Below are 20,162 nucleotides of genomic sequence, written 5' to 3' on the forward strand. Positions count from 1 at the left end.
CATAGCAATCGGAGAAGGAAAGAGATGAAAGCCGTTTTGAAGCGCTGCTTGCTGGGTCTTGCCACGTTCTCGCTGTTTGCCGCTGCCTCGGGCGCCGGCGCAGCCGACCCCTTCCCGCAAAAGCCCATCACGCTGATCGTGCCGTGGGCCGCCGGCGGCTCCACCGACATCCTGGCGCGTGTGCTGTCCGAGCACCTGACCCGCTCCCTCGGCCAGCCGGTGATCGTCGACAACAAGCCCGGCGCATCCGGCAATATCGGCTCCGCCATGGTCGCGCGCGCCAGGCCCGACGGCTACACCCTGCTGGTAGGCTCCATGAGCACCCACGCGATGAACCCCGCGCTGATGCCCAACATGCCCTTTCGCGGCGTGGAAGACTTCACCCCGCTGGGCCTGCTGGCCTATGTGACCAACACCATGGTGGTCAACCCGTCGGTGCCCGCGCACAACGTCAAGGAGCTGATCGCCTACGCACGCGCCAACCCCGGCAAGCTGGCCTATGCCAGCGCCGGCCCCGGCTCCACCAACCACCTGAGCGCCGTGCTGTTCGAGAAGATGGCCGGCGTGCAGATGCTGCACGTGCCCTACAAGGGCGGCGCGCCCGCCGTGGTCGACACGGTGGCCGGGCAAACGCAATTGCTGTTCTCCGCCGGCACGCAGACCCTGCCCCACGTCAAAGCCAACAAGCTGCGCCTGCTCGCCGTGACCGAAGCCAAGCGCTCGCCGCTGCTGCCCAACGTGCCCACCGTGGCCGAGACCGTGCCCGGCTATGAGCTGTCCGTCTGGTATGGCGCCTTCGGCCCAGTCGGCATGCCGCCCGCGCTGGTGACGCGCCTGAACCAGGAGATCAACCGCATCATGTCGCTGCCGGACGTGAAGGAGAAGATGAACGCCATCGGCGTGGAAACCGCCACCTCCACGCCCCAGCAGTTCGGCGCCATCCTGCGCCGCGACGCGGACCGCTACGGCAAGCTGATTCGCGACCTGGGCATCAAGGGGGAGTAAGGCTGTGACCGATATCGTGAATGATGCCGTGCCCGCCATCGTGACCTTGCCCGTGCCGCTGCTGGCGTCGCTATGCGACACGCTGGCGCGCGCAGCCGAGCCAACCGTCGCCTTCGATGCGATCGGCAGCGCCACTGCCGCGCTGCTGGGCCCGGGGCTGCTCACCATCAACGCTTACCAGCGTGCCAGCTCGGAAGTGGTGCGGCTATGGTCGTCGGACACCGCCGCCTACCCCGTGGGCGGCCGCAAGCGCAAGGCCGATACGCCGTGGACACGCCGGGTGCTGCATCAGGGCGAGGTCTTCGTGGGCGAAGGGGACGCGGCGCTTGAAGCCGTGTTCGACGATATTTCGACGATTCGCGGGCTTGCGCTTTCGGCGGTGGTGAATGTGCCGGTATGCGAGCGCGGACGTTGCGTGGGCACGTTCAATTTCCTCGCAGCGCGCAGTGCGTGGACGCCAGGCGAGGTCGCCGTGTTGCGGTTGTTCGCGCAGATGGTGGCGCCGGCGGTGATGGCCGCTGGCCGGGCGGTGCAAGCGGACCATTGAGACGGGACCGCGGTCACCCGCCCCCGCCATCCCGGGCAAGCGGCACTTTCAGCATGAAGCAAGGTGTAGGGACTTGACGAGGGTCCCTGCAAAAGGCGAAAGGCCAAAGCCGGAAGGCGGAAGCCGGATCAAGCACCATCAATTGGCTGCGACCAGCTTCTGGTAGGCATGCAACAGCTCGTCAGCGGTAGCAAAGCCATCGATCCGCAGCCATGATTCCCCTGGTGCTCCACGCAGGAAGACCACGGGACTGTGCTTCATCTTGTCCTCGTGATAGACGTTGAACGCGCGCTGCGTCGCCACGCTCGCGGCAAGAGCGCCGGTGTAGTGCTGCCATTCGGGACCCGCGCCGAACTTCGCCGCATACTCATGCAGGCGCGACGGCGTGTCCTGCTCCGGGTCGATCGAGATCGACACCATGTGCACCTTGTCACGGTTCGGGCCAAGTTCGCCCTGCAATTGCGAGAGCGTCTGGCTGATCACCGGGCAAATGGATGTGCAAGTGGTATAGATGAACGTCAGGACCACGGGGCGGCCATCGTCCAGTTCGTCCTTGAGGGAGACGGTCCGGCCATCGTCTCGTACCAGCGTCACGGCAGGCAGCGAGTAGGCCACGGTCGATGTTCGCATGTCCCGCATCATGTGGTGATGCGCATGCGGATCGGCGTCTTCGTGCGCCACTGCATAAGGCACCACCACCGCGATCGTGCTTCCCACCGCAATGGCCGATACCAGCGCCGTGCCCCATCGTTCTTTGAGCGTTCTCATGGAAACCTCCCTCAGCAATCATCGACTGGCTGCGCAAGCATGATCGTCTGGCGCCGATTGCCTCTCCCATGACGCGCTCTCGCTTTCGCCCGCATTCGAATTGAATTATGTAGACCCGCGTGGGCGCCCGATATGGGTCGACCCCCTACTGCGGCGGTAGGGCGATCCATCATGGCTGCCCATGACCGCATGGCATGTCGGATTTTGACAACTCGCACATTGCTTGCCTACGGCACTGTCCACTCCCCGTCCGCAGCCAGCCGTGTGTGCTCAGGCTCCGCAAACCGGACGATGTAACCCCCTTTGGAAGCGAAGCGCTGACCTGGCCCAAGCGTCAGGCGTGGATAGTAGCCAGTGATGATCCGGCGCTCGATCATGTCGTCCATGCGCTCCACCAGGTAGTCGCGGGCAAACGCATCGACCATGTGGCTCAGCGTCTCCGCCAGCAGGCCACAGGCAAGAAACGTGTCCGCCTGCGTCTGCTCGGCGACGACCGGAATATGCCGGATGGCAAACCAGCCCAGCGCATAGTCCACCCGCACGCGCCGGCGCTCCGGCAGGTCGACGGGATAGGCGAGGCGCGTAACGCCGCGCCAGCCCGCAGGCAACGGCGTGCGCTCGAGCCCGCCCATCAGGCCTGACATGAACACGTCGGCGCGCGGCGGCGGCACGCTGCCAAGCGCGGCGACGTCGCCCGGCCGTAGCCACAGCATGAGCGCCTGAGCGCCCGATGCGCCGCGCAGCGCTTGCGCCACACTCTCGCCGCTCGCGAGAACGCGGCTGGATACCGCGACACCGTGCCCCTTCAGCTTGGCGGCTAGCGCCTTGGCCGCCGCCTCCCCGCTATCGCCCGCACGATAGATCTGGTGCACCGACTTCACCACCTTGCCACTGTCCGCATCCAGGACTTTCTTCGCGACCAGGTCCGCTTCCAGCAGCACGCCGCTGGAGAAATACAGGGAGTAGAAATCAGTGCTGCTGTTGACCGGTACCTCGATATTCGGAAACAGGCATGGCACGGATTCCTGCTCGCAGAACGCATGGACCGGCGCCCAGTTCCTGCCACCGAGCCCGGACACCACGGCAAGGACAGGCTCCGCCGCCATATGCCTCCTGAGTTGATCCTGCCAGGTCGCTTCCGGGCCGGTCAGCTCCCAGACATGCAGTTGCCAGCGGCGATTGACCATGAACATCATCTTGCGCGATGTACGTAGCGCAGGGGTCGGTCCGAGCGGAAACGTGTTCTTGTCGGCGAAGTAGTGATCCAGCACATCCAGCATGCCGCGCCGCTTCACGGGATCCGCATCCGGCGTGATGATGGTGGCAAAGTGGAGTACCGTGTCCGTGACCCCAGGCGGCTTGCGTTGGTCCATCCGCTTCAGGTATGCGATCAGTGCGGCCATGTCGGCATCGTTCAGCGCGAACTGCGGCATCAGGTAGTTCAGGGGCCTGCCTTCCGAATCGAGGCCTTCGCGGATGGCCCTGGCAATGGTGTCATCGGTATAGGGGTCACGATCGGCCCGCATGCCTTCGACATAGGGCAGGTCGAGGTCCTCGAGGCTCCTGGCGCGCGGGTGAAGCAGGTACCGCCCGGTGATCGGCGGTACGGTGCCAAAGCCCTCCTTGGCACCGAGGCCGCTACGCCGATGGCAGTTGACGCAGGCCGCGGCGGCCCCCTGCATGCGCATGCCGCCCTCGCGGATCGCATCAAGCGGCGCGCCCGAAGGCAGCTCGCCGCGCTGGAAAATCGCTTCGCCGGCATCCGTTGTCGAGGCGCCGCTGGCCTGGCCGCCAAACCCCGTCAGTGCGGCGACAACGAAGCACACGACGAGCGCCCGCAGGGCGGATGGTCCCCGGCTCATCGCTATGGCGCCGGCCGGACCATATCGCCCGACCCTGGCCGCGCCTGGGCGTCGATCGAAACCGGCTTGTCCTGTCTCGGCGTGCCGGGCTTGGCGAACATCCAGTCTCCCAGCGACGGATTGAACGAGACCTCGTCGATCACGAGCTTATCCGTTGCCTGAGCGGTCGCAATGCCGCTCTCGATCGTGCACGGTATCTGCAATCCGTCGATGGCCCTGTAGTCGCGGTAGAACACCGTGACAGTGTGCGGCTGGCCAAGCACGTTACGGGATTCGCGGTCGTATTTGATCTCCAGGAATGTCTTCGCGTCGATCCACAAGCGGCGGGTCCCGCCCGACGGTAGCCTGATGGCAAGGCGGTACGCCCTGTGCCCTTCGACTTCATCGACGCCGTCGAGGGTAATGGCGATACCCTTGGCTTGGTAGTCCATGAGCGGCCCATCGATGACCTGCTCGTCATGCGCGAACTTCACCTCCTCCATCGTGTAGGGCTGCAGATTCGGCTTGCCGCCCTGGGTCGGATGGAGCTTCCAGCCATGGCTACCGTCAAAAACGCGCACCGCCATCTGATTGAGCGCTGTGATCTCGAAGCGCGTCTTGTTGGGACGCTTCATCGCCAGCACAAAGTGCGCAGGCGCATTGGCGCTCTCCACGTGCCCGACCCAGACCATGGTCTGGATCTTCCGCCATGCCTCAAGCCCTCCCCTGGCGACGGCGTTCTTCTCTACGATCTGGGCCACGCTCAGATCGGGCGTCGTGACAGGGTCCCCCGCCATCGCCATCGCCGAGATACAAACGGCGAGCACCCCCGCAATCCGTCTTATAGTCATAGTCCCCCCATCCCCTTACTTGCCGGGTACCTTGGCCGGCTCCAGCTGCGGCTTCGCGAACAATACATCGTCCACCGGCTGATTCAGCGCCACATGTTGAATGGTCATCTGGCGAGTCTTCTTGACGCCTTCGACAACGGTCTCCAGGACATGCGGAATCTTCAGCCCGCCCTCCGCCTTGTAATCCCGGTAGTAGACGGCAACGTTGTGCATTCTGCCGTCCAGTTTGCGTGGTTCGCCATCCATCTTCAGTTCAAGAAAACTTGTTGCGTCCACCCACACGCGCCGTTCCGTGCGGTCTTTCATCGTCAGCTTGAGTATGTAGGCCTTGTGCCCCTCCACGGACTCCATTCCCTGCAACTCGACCGTGGTGCCCTTCTTGGCGTAGTCGACCAGCGGACCGTCCAGTTCCGCCGAGGCTGCGGCGGACTTGGCCTCGGCAGGTGTGTAAGGCTCGACATCGTCGCGCCCCAGGAAGGGCCTGACTTTCCACCCCTGCGCGCCGTCGTAGACCTGCAGGGCCGTCTGCTCCTCGAAGCGGACTTCGAACCGGCTCTTGTGCGGCCGCTTCATGGTCGCCACGAACGGCAGCTTCACATCTTTTTTGCCCCCGGCATCGAGCTGGCCCGACATCGTCAGGCTGCTAACCGCCCGCCAGGCATCAAGCCCACCGCGGGCCGCCACACTCTTGTCGACGATTTGCGCTGCCGTCAGCCGGCCCGCCGGCGCGGCTTCCGTCGCCGCGCCGGCCGATGCGGCCACTGAAGCCAGGCCCAATGCCAGGAAGAGAAAACGGTTCATGAGTACACCCCCCTTCGATCCATGCCCCACAGATCGCGCTCCCGCGCGATCATTCAACGACCAGGCCGTCGATATGAAAGGAACCGATCATCACATTGACACGGTCCCCGGCTTTAATCAGATTGCCCTTATTGGAAAACACCATCCAGTACTCCTGACCAACGGCCAATGGGCCCGACTGCCGAAGCTGGCCGATCTTATCCATCACAGGAATCTGGAGTAGGGCTTGGCTCCTTCGCCCAAGCAAGTAGGGCGTCGCATTCTTGTCGCCCAGCACCTTGGCGATCCACGGGTCAGTAACGCGATAGCTAAAGCGAATCAGGTTGCCCGACGCGGTTCGACGCACGTGCAAATCGCCGACGCCGCGATAGAGTTCGTAGTAGATCTTCGCGTTCTTGGGCACCTTCACCGGGGAATAGGGCGAGGTCCCGTCCGGCGGCGAAGGCGCACGCGCTGGTGTTGCCGAAGGGGCTTCCAGAGGGAAGGCCGATTCGGCCAAGGCCGCACCCATCCAGACGCTGCCCGCAAGCAGCGCCGCGATCGCCGTTGAATTCCTTGCATGGCTGGACATGTTCGTACTTCACCCTGGCGGCCACTTGTTGCTGGTTCTTTGCCACGGGAGGCGCGCCACAGGCCGCGCCTCCCTCCCTCCTTCACTTCGGCTTGGACCCTTCCTAACGGGCTGCCACTCCCGTCAAGGCCGACGTCTGCGTACCGGCCCCATCGGTAATGCTGAGCGTGCCGTTCTGCGCGGAATTCGCAGCATCCCGACCGGGAGGCCTGAATTGCACGGCGATCGCGCAGGTACCGTTAGGATCCAGGCTAGTGATACGGTTCGCCGCGGTCGGGTTGACCGTGCCGCATGTCGTCTGCTGTGGAACGATGAAGTAGTTCGTGCTGTCCACCGTGATCACCGGACTCGCAATGTTTGTCAACCGTACGCTGCCGGTGTTCTTCAACGTGAAGATATGAACTAGCCCCGCCTCGCCCCGCTCGACTCTGCCGAAGTCCTGCGTGGGCGGCGTCAGGCTCGCCTTGGGCGCGGCGCCGGCTACGAACTCAACGGCCCCGATATCGAATCCGCTACCTTGCGGTCGTGAGGTGCCGAAAAAGTCCTGCTTCGGCGCTCCCGCGCTGTTGGCGGCATCGATTGCTGGTGAACCCGACGTGATGGAGTAATCGCCAAGCGGGACACCGTAGCCTGCGCTGCCCGACGAGATGCTCGCGTTGGCCAGGGAGAGCGGTCCGTAGGACATATTGATCCACTGGTTGCCTTCATCCGGGGTAGCAGTCGGCATCAGGCCGAAAAGCGGGTTGGGCAGGACAGCGTCCGCGATACCCGGAGGCACGGAGAATCCGACCCCACCACCTTCAGGCGGCACTCGCGAGCCATTGCAGTACTTGCTGACCACGGAGGGATCGGAACCCTGGTTGTTTGCCCCTTGGTAATCGGCGGCGTCGGTCAGGATCGAGTATCGCGGGTTGAGCGTCACGCCCGACTCATGCTTGCTCGGCCCGGAGTCGCCGAAGGCGCCGATGTCCCAGTAGACAGCCTTGGGATCGCAATAGCCCGTCGTCTTCGTTGCCTGGTTCAGCGTCGGGATTAGCGTCACGGTGTTCTGCAAGCCCGGTATCGATGGATTGGTGTCACCCACCTTGATGTAGAACGAGCGGTTCTGCCAGAAGAGGTTGTTGGACAGCACCGGGTTCGAGAACGTGGTACAGGCCGTGGTGCCTCCCGGGCAGGTAACGCTCGAATTGTTGAACGCGCCGATAAAGTTTGTCGTATGACGCGCCGTCTCCAGGCCGGCCGGCTGGTAGGCCGACGTCGTGATGGGATCGCAAGTCGTCTCCGCGCCCACGGTGGTGCAATTCGTCGGCGGCGGCACATTGGCCTGAGTGGCTGCGGCCGTGTTGAAGAGTACTCCCGCCGACGCGGTCGCATCGTTGGAAACCACCGTGTTGTTGATGAAGTTGACCGCCACCGCATCCTGGAGCGATACGCCACCCCCCGCCCATCCAGCGACGTTATTCACGATGATGTTGTTGGTGACGGAGACCTGGTACCACTTCGTCGGATCGTTGGGACTGCGTTGCACATCGGTGCCGTTGATCATCTGCAGCCGCAGCCCGCCGCCCTTGCCGCTCTCTGCCGTGTTGCCGATGATGAGATTGCCATCGATCGTCAGGCCAGGGCCGGCGCCGTCGGAAAGCTGTGGCGCGCAATCAAGGTCGACCAACTGGTTCTCGCAGAAGGTGCCATCCGGCGGCACACCTTGGGCGATAATGCCGCCGCCATAGGTGGGTAGCGTCGGGTTGTTGCTCTGGTTGAAGAGCACCAGGTTGTGCGAGATGTCGCCGCCAGCGCTGAACCCAAAGTGGGCAACGCCGCCGCCGTCACCGCTGCTCATATTGCCGCACACCCAGTTGTAGTTGAAGCGGTAGTTGTCCGCACCCGAACAGAAGGTCACACCGCCGGCCGACGAAGGCGTGGTCGAATTGATTTCGTCGCCGTAGGAAGCGTTGGAAGTGACCGAGTTGTGATGCACGTTCACGTTCGTGTTATAGCCGAACGGAATCTGGGTCACGCCGTCCGCGCCGCCTATGGTCCCGTCCGGCACTTCCACCTGGCCAACCGTGATCCCCCCGGTGAGCGTGCCGGCATTGCCGAAGACGCGGTTGTTGGAAATCTCCATGTTGTGGTTCCAGCCGTGCAGGAAGATGCCGCCACCGCCTTGGGAGCTGTTGGTGAAGGTAATGCCATCGATGCGCGACGGGTTGCAGAGGAAGTTGCTGGGATTGTTTGCGCAATCCGTTGCACTTGCCGTCAGCGGCACGCAGATGCCATTTGCGATGCAATTGGGGTCGGCCTGTCCACCGACGTCTTGCACGCCTTTCCCCAGAACCGTAATCGCCGCGCCTTCGTAGGCACCCATCAGCGTGGGCTCTATCAGAAGCTCGCCCAGATTGCCGTTGAGCGTATTGTCCCATCCGACGGTTGGCTCGAGTGGTATCGGGTCAATCCGCCGCTGCATGGCCGAGGGATCGGTCGACGCACCCGTGCGGCAGCTGTAGGTATTCGTCGGATCGAAGGGATTCGTCGACGAAATCGCACCGCCGTTGCGTGACACGCCAAACAGGCAGCTGACCTGCGCGCGCCAGGGATCCATCTTGCCCGAGGGATGGGTATTGGCATTGACCGTCACCGAGGCAGCGCCCACGCCTTGCAACCGCACCGGCTTCCACATCAGCAGCATCTCCTTGTAGACACCCGGGCCCACGATGATCAGGTCGCCCGGCAAGGCGTTGTCGATCGCGGTCTGGATGGCGTTGCTGGTGGCGTTCTCGCCAGCGACGTAGGTCGGCATATTGCCGCCGATGGTAACGCTGACCGTGTCCACGGACTTCTTGCCATTGCCGGCTGTGATCACCAGTTCGCCGTGATCCGACGACGGCAAGGCAGGCACGGCAACCGTGATCGTCTGGTCGCTCCACGATTGGATCGTCGCAGGTACGCCGCCGATCGTTACGCTGGAAGCCACAGCGCACGTACCGCCCACGCTGGTGCACTGGCTTCCGAAGCCATAGTGGCGCTGGATGAACTTCTGGTTGTAGGGGGCCTTGCTCGCTCCTGGTCCACTATAGGCATGGTTGGGTACCTGCTGGTCGCCCAAGGCGGTGATCGTCAAGGTGTGGCCCGCAGCGCTGACCCAGGGGCCGGCACCGCCGTTGCTGACATCGCCGACTACCGTCGAGATCGCAGGCGTGGCATCCGGGTACGCGCAGTCAGGCTGGTTATATCCATCCGCGAAAGCCTGGACGGGTACCACCGGCGTGTCCATGTACTGGGTCTGTCCCGGCATGAATGGGATCTCGTAGCAGAACTGGCTGTAAGCAGGGTTGTACAGGGGATCCTTGATCGTCTGTCCGGGATGCGCCGGGTCCGGCATGTCAGGGTCGTTCATGCACGCGACCATCATCGTCGGCGCATAGCCGGTCGGATTGGGCGGGTTGACCTGCCAGGTGGAGTAATTCAAGCCATTGAAGATGCCCCACTGGTCGGCATACACGCGCGCGACTTCGTTGCCGGCAAAATCCTTCATGGATACCGGCAAGTTGGGCACGGCAAACTTCTCGCCGAATTGCGGCGAATACGGGTCGAACTCCGAAGAGAAGTCGTCCAGCATGAAGCCGGTGAAGTGCGCCGCGACGTGCGTTGAGCTGAACACCCAGAATTTCGCCAGCACAGTCATCTCGTCGGTCAGCGTCACCTCCTTGCGGTCGCACAGACGCCGCTTGGCTCCCGCGAACGGCGCCACTTCCTGCGCGCCGGGAAACAGGCTGAGGTAGTCGGGAACAATGCGCGAGGCACCGACGCAAGGCCAGAAGGTCTCGACGCTCCCCGTGTCGCCCTCATGCCGGGGAGAGGATCCCAGATCCGTGGTCGGGTTCTGCGGATTGTTCCGGTTATACGTGGCATTCACCGCCGCTTGGTCAGGCAGGATGAAGATGCTGCCCAGGCCCAAAAACTGCTGGGTCACCGGCGCGATGTAGTTGTCGCCGATGAGGATGTTCTTATCTTCCTCTTTCACCAGTTCGTAGCCCGGGGGCACAACCACTTCGACCACATACTTGCCGGGGGGCAGCATGGGCGTTCCGCCTTCCTCGCCTCCGCCAGTCGCGGGATTGCGCACACAGATGCGGCAGTTGGTGCCGTTGGGCTTTCCAGTTCTCGGATTCCTGCCTGTCACGCTGGGGAATTGATACATCCCATCGTAAGGCGCCGGCTGCAGCTGATTGAACATGTGCATGCCGTCGTAGCACTTGAACTGAGATTTTGCGGGCAAGGAGCGATGTTGCGGATCGAGCCACTGGGTGCTGTTCTGCAATGTAAAGAAGTATGGGTCGGTGGTTTCCTGGCCTGGACAGTTCATATTAGGCACGCCGTCGGAGCGGAAGCCCTGCGCCCAAACATCCCAGCTGCTGGTCGTGGTGGTGTCAACCAGCGTCAAGCTGGACGTTCCATCCGGAGCGGTGCCCTCTTGATACAGGTTGACGGTTACGTTCGGCACGTTAGGCGTCCAACTTGTGTGGATCAGCAGCGCGGGATCGTCAAATGGCCGCGTCGAGGCGTAAATTACCTCACCCTTGATGCCGCCGTTCTCATTCGTGGCGAACGGCGCCTTGCCAAACTCGATGAACGAGCTCTGGCCAGAGAAGCCCTGCCAGCCCAGGGTGGTCACCGATGGGGGATCAATCCGGCCGGTCGAAGGATTGGACGCACTGCTTCCCGGGCCATTCAGGATCGAATAACCGGTGCAGTCCGCATTGTCGCAATACACCGCCCCGGGTACCCGAAGGTGGGGAGGGAGATGGGCTGTCGCAGATTCCGTTGTGTTGGCGAAATTCTTGGCAATGGTCGAACCACCTCCATCTTTCGTGCCATCCGGCGGGCCGCCTGCGTCGTAGACCACGTGTACACCCGTCTGCTTGAAGCGGGTCGTATCGGCTTCAACCACATACCAGTTGAACAGCGGGAATACCTCGTTGAACGCGGCGTAGCCGTTGAGGTCGGTATTATTGAAATTGGAATAGCTGCCGTCGCGGAAGCGGATGTTGGTCGGAACCAGCGTCAGACCAGGCTCGCCGTCTTGCGACACACCGTCGCGGTTCAGGTCGATGAAGGTCCGGGTATAGAGATTCGTGTGCCATTGCAGGACCGCCAGGTCTTTGACATCGACATTCCTTGCATCGGGTCCCAGTTTTACTGCCGTGGCAAGGCCGTCGACGATCTGGTCGTTCCACTGGTCGAGGACCGTCAATCTGAAGGTGCCATCGGGAATCCCGGTAAAGCTGAACTCACCTTTGTCATTGCATTTGGCGAATGCAATATCCTCGCCGTCCGGATCTCCCAGGCTCACAAAGCACTGTGTGAAAGCCAGGGAGTCACGCGAACCGCTGCTGTAAAGATGCTGGTTGGGCGGGCGGCTGTAGTGCAGGTTGGTGATTCTGCCCTTGACAGAATTCTGGCACGAGGCTCCGGGAAGATCGCATACCCCAGTCTTCCCATTGGTCCTGCGCGCATTGATGATCTTCGCGTTCGCGAAGCCCACGGAGACGTGGAAACCCGCCGGCCCAAACTCCTGAAAGTACGCTGGCCCGCCTACCTTGATGAAAGCGTCATGGGCCTTCTGTCCGTCGAGCGTATTCGTCTGGAGCCACTCTTCCCCCTTGGCAATTCTATCGGCGGCCGGTGTTGCGACCACGCCGTACCTGCCGGGCATCAGGTTAGCAATGATGGCCTGGCCGACCAAGGGCGAGAGTGTCGTGCCATCGGACTCATATTTCGGGCAGGTTGGAATCATGCCGACCAGTCCGTCTTTCGCCGATTTCGGCGATGGTGAAATCGGGCACGCGTTTAACCCCGTGCGCGGATCAATCATCCCCTGCAAGGAATTGGACAACGGCATGTTGAACATGTCGTAAGTCATCTGTCCGGTCGGGTCCCCCGTGCCGCCAGCGTCATCGAAGAGCTTGATCTCAAAGCCTCCCAGTCCCGGCTCCCGGGCCGTCCCAAAGGCATCGGTTCCGCCGCTGACGTCCACTTCGCCATTGAGAGGGGCGTCATCCTCGAACACGAACACCGAAACCTTCGCCGTCTGCAGTGGCGTTTGCTGCAGGGGCACGTTGACCACTTTCTGCGCGGGCGCGATCGGTGCGCCGCCCATGCCGTGGCCACAGCTTCCTGTTCCGGCGGTGAAATCCGTGCCACCGGGGCCGGACGGGCAGTCCTTGGCGATACTGAAAGGTCTCTTCGGTCCATTGGGGTTGGCTGGATCCACCGGTTGGGGACCGCCAGAGCCGGCAGAGAATGTATTGCCGGCATCGCCGGGCAGGATCGATATGTAGTAGTGTTTGGTCGGGTCGAGCGCTACGTCCTTCGGGTCGACCGGGGTCTGCTGCCCGGCGTCCGTGCGACAAACGCCATTGCCGATGTCGCATACGGCTGGCATGTGCGAATTGCTCGCCGGGTCGAAGACCGTCTGGCCCCCCTCGCAAGCGACCGTGCCGACGCAGCCCGCAGCGATGACCGGCATGTAGCTGGTATGGAAACTGGTCCCTAGGCTCGGCACCGGCAGAGGCGGACAATTGGCGGGCCGCTTGGCAATGTTCACCTGGCATGCAGGGTCAACCTGGAAGGTACGGTCTTCCTCGATAATCCAGCGGTAGTCGGTGATCTGAACCGGTTTCGCCCCCGGCAGCACACTCGGCGCGTCATATACATTGACGGTAAGGCCGCTGCCACCCTTGAATGTCAGCCTCACGGTTGCGGGCTTGCTCGGCGTCTTTTGCGAATTCACCGCGGTATACTTGAAGCTCATGCTGCCAGTTGTTCCGGGGCCTGGCGGCGTTGTGGGCACTGCCGTGAATGACCCGTCCGTATTCAGCGTAACTGTGCCGCCTGTAGCGCTGACAAGCGAGGCTGTCAGCGGAAGTCCTGATTGATCGCCATCGTTCGCCAACACGCCGGGCGCGCTGATCTGCAGCCTGGACCCGACGTTACTGGTGAAACTGTCGTCGACGGCCGTCGGCGCCCGCCCCAGGCAGCTGCCCGTGCAGGCGGACAACGTTACCTTCGCCTTGAGCGCAGGATTACCGTTCGCCTGATACGTGAAGCTGTCGGACGTCGTACCGGAACCGGGCGCATAGGCAAACGTACCGTCGATGTTCAAGGTGACCGTGCCGCCCGTGGGCGCTGTCAGGATCTGGACGCCGTAAACACCGACATCGTTGGCAATCACACCCTTGGCGGGGTCCGTAATGGTCAAGTTGCTGCCCGGAACCAGGAAGTAGGAGTCAGGGTTAGCCTTCGCAGTGACGCCGCTGGCGGGCAGCGTAGCGCCATTGGCACCGAAGTAGGCCAGCATGCCGCCGTCACGCTGATTGTTGGTAGACAGGCTCAACTGGCGGTCAAACACCGCCAGGGCCGCAGGCGCGGTCGCAGGCGCCACGGGTACCGGCGCATTGATTAATACATCGTAAGTCTTGCCCGCTGCCAGGAAGACTTCGTTCTGGATCCGGCGGTTGCCGGGAAGGAGGTTGCCGTCTTCCGCAACCAACGAAAGGCCGGAGACAACCTTCGGCGTGCCTGAGCTACTGTCGCTGGTTTGCGCCCCGACAATGGAGGGCACGTGCATGCGCAGGCCAGCGTTCACGAGGCGCACCAAGACCGTACCGGTGGCGTTGGCAGGGTTCGTTGCGAACAGCGAGCTCGCTGCCTTGGTCCTGTCAAAGGCGACGCCATTGATCAGGTAGTAGCGCGGGTCGTAGTTGACGGCTGGCGGATAGCACGCGGCGGCGCCATCGCTGCAAAGAACGCCTTTCGTCACCAATGCCACCGCGAGTTTTGCGTCGGTGCCCGTGCCAGACTGTCTCGTTACCGTTGCGTCGGGAATTGAATAATAGCCCGTGCCGCCGCTGTCAACCTGGATGGAGGTGATTGCGCCGGTGGAATCCACACTTGTGACGTGGGCCGTCGCCGCCACTGAAGAGCCGCCGCCGGAAAATGCGATGGTCTCGCCGCCCTGGTAGCCAGTACCGCCGACAGGGTTGCCGGCGTTGTCGAGTGCCACCGACACGGAACTAACCGTATCCCTGAGAACACGGGCGGAGGTCTCGCTGAAGCCCGCAGCCTTCACCGCTGCATCCACGGCGGCGTTTTGCGTGGCATCGATTTCACTGAACAGCAGTGGAACCTCGCCGTTGTAGGTCACGCCCGGATAGGCTACGCCCAGCGCCGGTACCACGGGAGCGGTTGTGACCACCAGCACGCCATAAAGACCCATGGGACCCTGGATGGAGGGGTGGGTTCCCGATTCAATCAGGTAAGTACCGGGCTTGAGACCCTTCCACAACAGCTTTGCTGAGCTTCCGGTCGTCACCTCGGTTGCAAACGACTGGACACGAACCCCCTGCGTGGGTGGATTGAAGGTGGCGCCATTGCTGTCCCCGGCGATCGGCCAGGTAACGCTCTGGATGGCATGGGCCGGGCTGGCCACGGTTGCTCGCTCGGCGCCCAGACCACCGCCCAATTGACCAACGATCACCAGCGACGTGGGTATGCCCGCGGTGGCACCCGGAGGAACCGGCAGATTGTTCTTGAGGTTGATCGTCAGGTCGCCGGGAGGCACGGTAATCACCACAGGCGACCAGGCCGTCCCGGCATTCGGGTTCAAGCCCTTGCAGGTGGCGCGCGTGCCGGGACCATTGCAGGTGTAGCCCCACATCGGCACAAGTTGTCCGTCGGGAAGCGTGGTACTGGTCGCGTTCGCTGTCAGGTCGACACTCTGCGCGAAGGACACGCAGCTTGCCATGAAGAGAACCGATGCCGCGAGGCCTGTCTTGACCAAGTCGAAGAGGCTCGCCTTGAACTGGTTGGATCTCATCGCGTTTCCCCTGACCTCTAGTTGGCTTCGTTAATATTGAAGGCTTGTGGATCGACAAGCATCATCATCATCATCCCGCCCGGGAAGATATTGTTCGTGGTGATCTCTCGCTCATTGTGCGAGTGCCACATGAAGGCGAACCCAGCTTCGCTCGTCGGAGGGTTCGCGACCGTGCCCGAGGGCGGCGTGGTGCCCGTAGGGCCAACAGCGCGGACCGTCGCATCGGGCCCAAGGTAAGGACTGCCGCCATACCAGGTACCGTTCGTCAGGATGTTCGCATCGGGCAGCGTAACGGGACCGCCATTGCCGACCTGGCCGAACGGATGGGTCTCGAGGGCCTTGTTATGATCCTGGCACCACTCGTAGTAGTTCGGCGCCAGCGGATCGTCCGTGTAGTATCCGTTCTTGTCCGGGTTGCAGACCACTGGCTTGCCGAGGTATCCGGGGAACTTCGGGTCGGTGTACACGCCGCCCTCGACATGACCGTATACGTCCCAGTTGAGGCCTCTGCCCGTCCAGTAGAAGATGCCATCCATCGCCAAGCCAGGCGTGGTCGTCGTGGTGAACAGCAGTGGCCCGGCAGGCGAGGCATTGTCGGTCTGACTGAGCAGCAGATTCCCGTCGCGCGCCAGCACCCGCACGTGATTGCCGTGCTCATGGAACGGATGCTGCCAGCGGCCGGTACCGATGATTCTCAGCAGCACGAGCTCACCGGGATGCATATGCGGATTGCCGTTGTATGGCTGGTGCGGATACTGCACGGCATAATTCGGATCCATGTCGTCGGGCATGGAGCGGCCATTGATCATGAAATAAGCCGGATGGTAGGGCTCGGTCTCCACCGTCATGCAGCCGCTGGGCCGTGTGCACGCCTTCCCGGCCGGTGTCCCGACCTGCTGTTCCGCCTGGGAATGGATGCGGGGATCCATCTCGGAGAACTGGAACAGGTACTCGCGGTCGTAGCACGCGGCAGGGTTAGAGTAGGCCGCCGCGGCGTTGCGGTAGTCAGTCTGCCCGTCCGGCAGCGTGCTGCCGACGGCACGGCAGCCAGAAGGTACGGTGGTCGGCAGAACAATGATCGCGCCATACAATCCCATCTCTATCTGCAGGTCGCCCTGCGTGCCGCTGTAATAGCCATGGGTACCCTCAGTCGCTGCGACGAAGCTATAGGTGACCGACCCGCCGTGTGCGGCCTCCCTCGTGAGCAGGCCTGGCACGCCGTTTGACGTGGTGACCTGGAACCCGGGAAAGAGAATCGAGGTGTTGCCTGCGGCCGCCGGCAGGTTGTTCCTGAGCGTCACTGTCACGGTGTCACCCTTTCTGACAATCAGCGTCGGGCCAGGTATCTGCATACTCGGACAGGCCGCGCCGGGCATTGCCGCCGGCGAAAAACCGGCCGGCGCAGCGCCGCCGGGCCGGCACCCGTAACCCCAGGAATAGATACTCGATCCATCGGGCTGGCTAATACGGGCCGCCTCGGCAGTCAGATCGAAACGCGTCCCGGTGATACCCGGCGCGGCGGCTTGCACCGGCACGCAGAGCAGCGCGGCGAGGACAGCGGAGGCGAGTCGCGCGAAATTCGCGATCCACGTTTTGCTGGTAATGTGGCCCACGGCTCTTCTCCCACTAATTGGCACAGACCTTGGTAGTCGGGTCCACCGTCTTGCAGATGTGGACCTCGGTCATCAAGCCACCGAAGTTCTCGGCGTCATTCGAAAGGTGATCCAGATTCGGCGTGTACAGGTAATACGTCGATCCCGCCGGGTACAGGATCATGTCGCTTGCGTCCAGGATCACATCGATCGATTCACCGCCACCCAACGTGATTGAGTTCGTGTCGTAGGCCAGATTGTTGCCCGCCATGTCACGCAACAATCTGGCGTTGACGCCTACCACGTGCATCGGGATGCCGAGCGAGGCCAGCGTCTGGAACTCGCTGACATCGAGATCCGAGATCCTGAGCAGCGCCTTGCCACCAACCGGGATGTTTATCAGCGTTGGCAGCGGTTGCGAAAAATGCGGTGTGCCATCCGCTACCGGTGTACTCATCGCCCCCGCCGTCAGCGTGTCCGGATAGCTCCGCCCATTCAACAGAAAGTACTTGTCCTTCATGTCGGTAAAGGGCTCCGGGTTGAAGGTCATGCCGACGAAGTGGAAGTTCGGATCAAAACCGTGGATTTGGATCGGATACTCGACGTCGTAGGCGGTCGAGCCATCGCCGTCGTTGTAGGCATACAGGGTCGGCGAGCCACTCTTGTCGGGCTTGTGAGTAGCACCGTTGTCCTTTGCCGGCAGGGGCGTCGAGCACAGAATGTCGCCGCCGCACTTCGTGCGCGGATCGTTCTGCTGGTCTTTCAACGCGGCATACAGCGACGCCCCGGCAGGGACCCGGTTTTGGCGTGGCCGTACATAGATCTGCCCCACCATGCCCATCTGGAGGTGCTCCGGCGGGGTGATGTGGCAGTGCCAGAAGTAGGTTCCCGCATCCGGCGCCAGGTAGTAGTAAGTGAAGCTCCCGCCAATGTTGATGGCGACGGAGGCATCCGGCACTCCGTCGTAAAACGAGGAGGCGTTCGGGTAGCCGTGGAAGTGCACCGTGTGCTGCTCGAACAGGTCGGGGCGCATGATCATGCCGACGTTCGTCAGCGTAAGGAAGAATTCGTCGTCCTCGTCGATCGCCATGGTGGGGGCCGGCATGTTGCCGTTCATGACGCCGACATCCATGATCGCCCGTGCATCGACGTGGCCCGTGATCGCGCCGCCGGCATCCGGATCCGGAACGAGGCCGACCGCGGCATTCGGCTCTATGTCTATGGGCTTGCGAAAAACGGACGCCTTCTGCGTGCCAGGGAGGCCGTTTTGGATGTCGGTAAGGCCTGATAATGGACCGAAGGCAAACAAGTAGGTCTGCGTGCCGTCACCCATCGTTGCATAACCGTCACCGCCCGAGATCTGCTGACACTTGATGCCATCGCTGACAACGCCCGCGGCCGACTTTGGGTGAAGCGGCGTTTCTTCCGGACATTGCACCCGAAATGACTGGGCGACCGCGGGTAAGGCGAAGAGAAGCAAAACCAGCGCCGACAAGCCGCCGCGATATATGCGAGTACTAAACATATAACCTCCTTCCTGCGGGTCAGCCAGCGCGATTCCCGTAGGACATCTATTTCCACGCCCGCGGCAACGACACCCGTCCTTGCCGGTCATCACTGATCAATGCGAAGTGCCACGCCCCATGAACCGTCTCGCTCCCGGGACGCCCTTTTTTCGTTCTCTCCCCACGCTTGTATTGTGGATAACGCCGATGAAGCTTTGCATGGGTCAACACCCTACTGATGCGGTAGGGCAATCCATCGAAGGCTCCTGCGCCGGCGTGCATCATCTGGACCGCCCATTGGGACTGAATGGAGAGGCGTTGTTCACGCCTGTGCGCCGGGCAGCTGCATCGGCCTGACCGGTCGAATCTTGCGTACCCGGATTGGCATTGCTCGCGCGGCTTCGGCGGCCTGGCGGCAGATAAATAAACTGCCACTCGCCATAGGTTTTCGCATTGGCGAAATCCGTGTAGCGGCGTGGGAAATTCGCGTGCTTGACCGTCGGCGCCGTGGACTTGCTATAGACGCCGTAGATACGGTCGCCGTCATGGAGGAACAGCCAGTCGTTCTTCCCGGTGATCGGATCCGGGTAGGCACGTCGCAGATGGTGTAGCGGCACCGGGAAGCGCTTGTCTTCCAGCAGGTCGTCGACCGATGCCGGCAGCGTCCGGCCGGCCATGTAGTAGCGCTGGATTGCCAGCCTGTACTGGTTGCCGACGAACAGCAGCTCCTCTTCCTGCAACCGTTGCCGTTGCAGCGCCCAGACATCCAGCGCGGCCAGCAATGCCACTGAAACAAGGATCAGGGCGATCAGCAGCGTCAGCAAGACCAGGCCGTGGGCGCCGTCACCCCGGCGATGCCGCCTCGAACAACGCGTACGGCGAAGGCGGTTCATTTTTCCGTTGCCGCGGTAGCGGCCGGAACCGCCGCCGCTTCGCTCGCCGGCGCAACGTCGTAGACGCCGGACTTATCCGTATCCGGCGACGCTATGACCGTCCAGCTGGTGCCTCCCGTGACGGGATCTTCCGGCACGCTGCGCAAATAGTGCTTTAGCACCAGCTCGTCGAGATTCTCAGGATACTGGCCGTTGTCACCGAAGTATTTATCGATCGCATCTCGCATCACGGCCAGGTTCTGCCGTTGCACCTGCTCCTTGCCGCGATCAATGCTGCGCAGGTAACGCGGTAGCGCAATGGTCAGCAGCAAACCGATGATCGCCATCACGACCACCAGTTCGATCAAGGTAAACCCATTGAGCCTGCGGCTGCGAGCGGGTTTCATCGTGCGCCTCACCAATCTTTGTAGGGAATGCCGTTGATACCCAGGCGGTCACTCTTGGATGTCACGTCAAACACGTCATTGCCGCCTTGCGGGCTGCTCTCCACACTGCCATAGGCACGCGAGTTCCAGGTGTCCTCTGCCGGCGTGGTGGCGTCGCCGTTGAAGAACGGGTCGCGCGGCACGCTGCGCAGGAACATCAGCAGCCCGGCCTTCGGATCCTTTGCATCCTTGACACCAGTCACCAGCACGGTCAGTGTCGGCGGATAGCCGGAAGCCCCGACTTCTCTTTCGATCGATCCGTAGTCGCTGGCGTCCTTGTAGGCGTCCAGCGCCGTACGGATCTGTCGCAGCGCCAGCCTCAGCTCCTGCTCCTTTTCACGCTGCACCATCAACTCGGAGAAGGGCAGGATGGCCAGCGCGACAATGCCGACAAGTGCCAGCGTTACCACGAGCTCGATCAAGGTGAAACCGCGGCCCTGCGGGAGCCGGCGGCCGCGGCATCGTGCGCAGATAGCCTGGGGTGTCAT

Annotated in this window: 13 protein-coding genes; 2 read left to right on the forward strand and 11 right to left on the reverse strand. The window is 62.5% G+C overall.

What is annotated here, in order from left to right; all coding sequences use genetic code 11:
• Nucleotides 1-24: 24 nt before the first annotated feature.
• Nucleotides 25-1,005 (forward strand): Bug family tripartite tricarboxylate transporter substrate binding protein, encoded by a 981-nt coding sequence (locus ACYP5B_RS44925; protein ID WP_318235444.1) that lies wholly within the window; start codon nucleotides 25-27, stop codon nucleotides 1,003-1,005.
• 4 nt (nucleotides 1,006-1,009) lie between these two features.
• Entirely contained in the window at nucleotides 1,010-1,552 is a 543-nt protein-coding gene (locus tag ACYP5B_RS44930) for a GAF domain-containing protein (protein ID WP_459573890.1), read from the forward strand.
• Nucleotides 1,553-1,690: 138 nt separating this feature from the next.
• Here the strand turns inward: ACYP5B_RS44930 and ACYP5B_RS44935 are convergent, their stop codons facing one another.
• From ACYP5B_RS44935 to ACYP5B_RS44985, 11 genes are all read right to left on the reverse strand, one after another.
• Nucleotides 1,691-2,320, reverse strand: coding sequence for an SCO family protein (locus ACYP5B_RS44935; protein WP_459573891.1), 630 nt, complete (start codon nucleotides 2,318-2,320; stop codon nucleotides 1,691-1,693).
• A gap of 227 nt (nucleotides 2,321-2,547) precedes the next feature.
• The gene (locus ACYP5B_RS44940; protein WP_459573892.1) at nucleotides 2,548-4,182 is read right to left on the reverse strand and encodes a c-type cytochrome; all 1,635 of its coding nucleotides are present in this window, start codon (nucleotides 4,180-4,182) and stop codon (nucleotides 2,548-2,550) included.
• 2 nt (nucleotides 4,183-4,184) lie between these two features.
• Entirely contained in the window at nucleotides 4,185-5,012 is an 828-nt protein-coding gene (locus ACYP5B_RS44945; protein ID WP_400097636.1) for a hypothetical protein, read from the reverse strand.
• 15 nt (nucleotides 5,013-5,027) lie between these two features.
• On the reverse strand, nucleotides 5,028-5,813 hold the full coding sequence (locus tag ACYP5B_RS44950) for an outer membrane lipoprotein-sorting protein (RefSeq protein ID WP_400097638.1): 786 nt from the start codon (nucleotides 5,811-5,813) through the stop codon (nucleotides 5,028-5,030).
• A gap of 49 nt (nucleotides 5,814-5,862) precedes the next feature.
• Entirely contained in the window at nucleotides 5,863-6,384 is a 522-nt protein-coding gene (locus ACYP5B_RS44955) for a hypothetical protein (RefSeq protein ID WP_400097640.1), read from the reverse strand.
• A 103-nt stretch (nucleotides 6,385-6,487) separates the two neighbouring features.
• A complete protein-coding gene (locus ACYP5B_RS44960) occupies nucleotides 6,488-15,259 on the reverse strand; it encodes a choice-of-anchor Q domain-containing protein (protein ID WP_459573893.1) in 8,772 nt (2,923 codons plus the stop codon).
• Between the two features lie 17 nt (nucleotides 15,260-15,276).
• Entirely contained in the window at nucleotides 15,277-16,872 is a 1,596-nt protein-coding gene (locus tag ACYP5B_RS44965; RefSeq protein WP_318235437.1) for a multicopper oxidase family protein, read from the reverse strand.
• Nucleotides 16,873-16,885: 13 nt separating this feature from the next.
• A complete protein-coding gene (locus tag ACYP5B_RS44970; protein ID WP_459573894.1) occupies nucleotides 16,886-18,376 on the reverse strand; it encodes a multicopper oxidase domain-containing protein in 1,491 nt (496 codons plus the stop codon).
• 261 nt (nucleotides 18,377-18,637) lie between these two features.
• Entirely contained in the window at nucleotides 18,638-19,180 is a 543-nt protein-coding gene (locus ACYP5B_RS44975; RefSeq protein WP_318235435.1) for a type II secretion system protein, read from the reverse strand.
• Between the two features lie 65 nt (nucleotides 19,181-19,245).
• Nucleotides 19,246-19,635 (reverse strand): type IV pilin protein, encoded by a 390-nt coding sequence (locus ACYP5B_RS44980; protein ID WP_318235434.1) that lies wholly within the window; start codon nucleotides 19,633-19,635, stop codon nucleotides 19,246-19,248.
• Between the two features lie 8 nt (nucleotides 19,636-19,643).
• Nucleotides 19,644-20,162 carry a type II secretion system protein gene (locus ACYP5B_RS44985; RefSeq protein WP_459573895.1) on the reverse strand — a complete coding sequence of 173 codons (519 nt, stop codon included), beginning with the start codon at nucleotides 20,160-20,162 and terminating at the stop codon, nucleotides 19,644-19,646.

The sequence above is a fragment of the Cupriavidus sp. 8B genome, assembly GCF_054589115.1.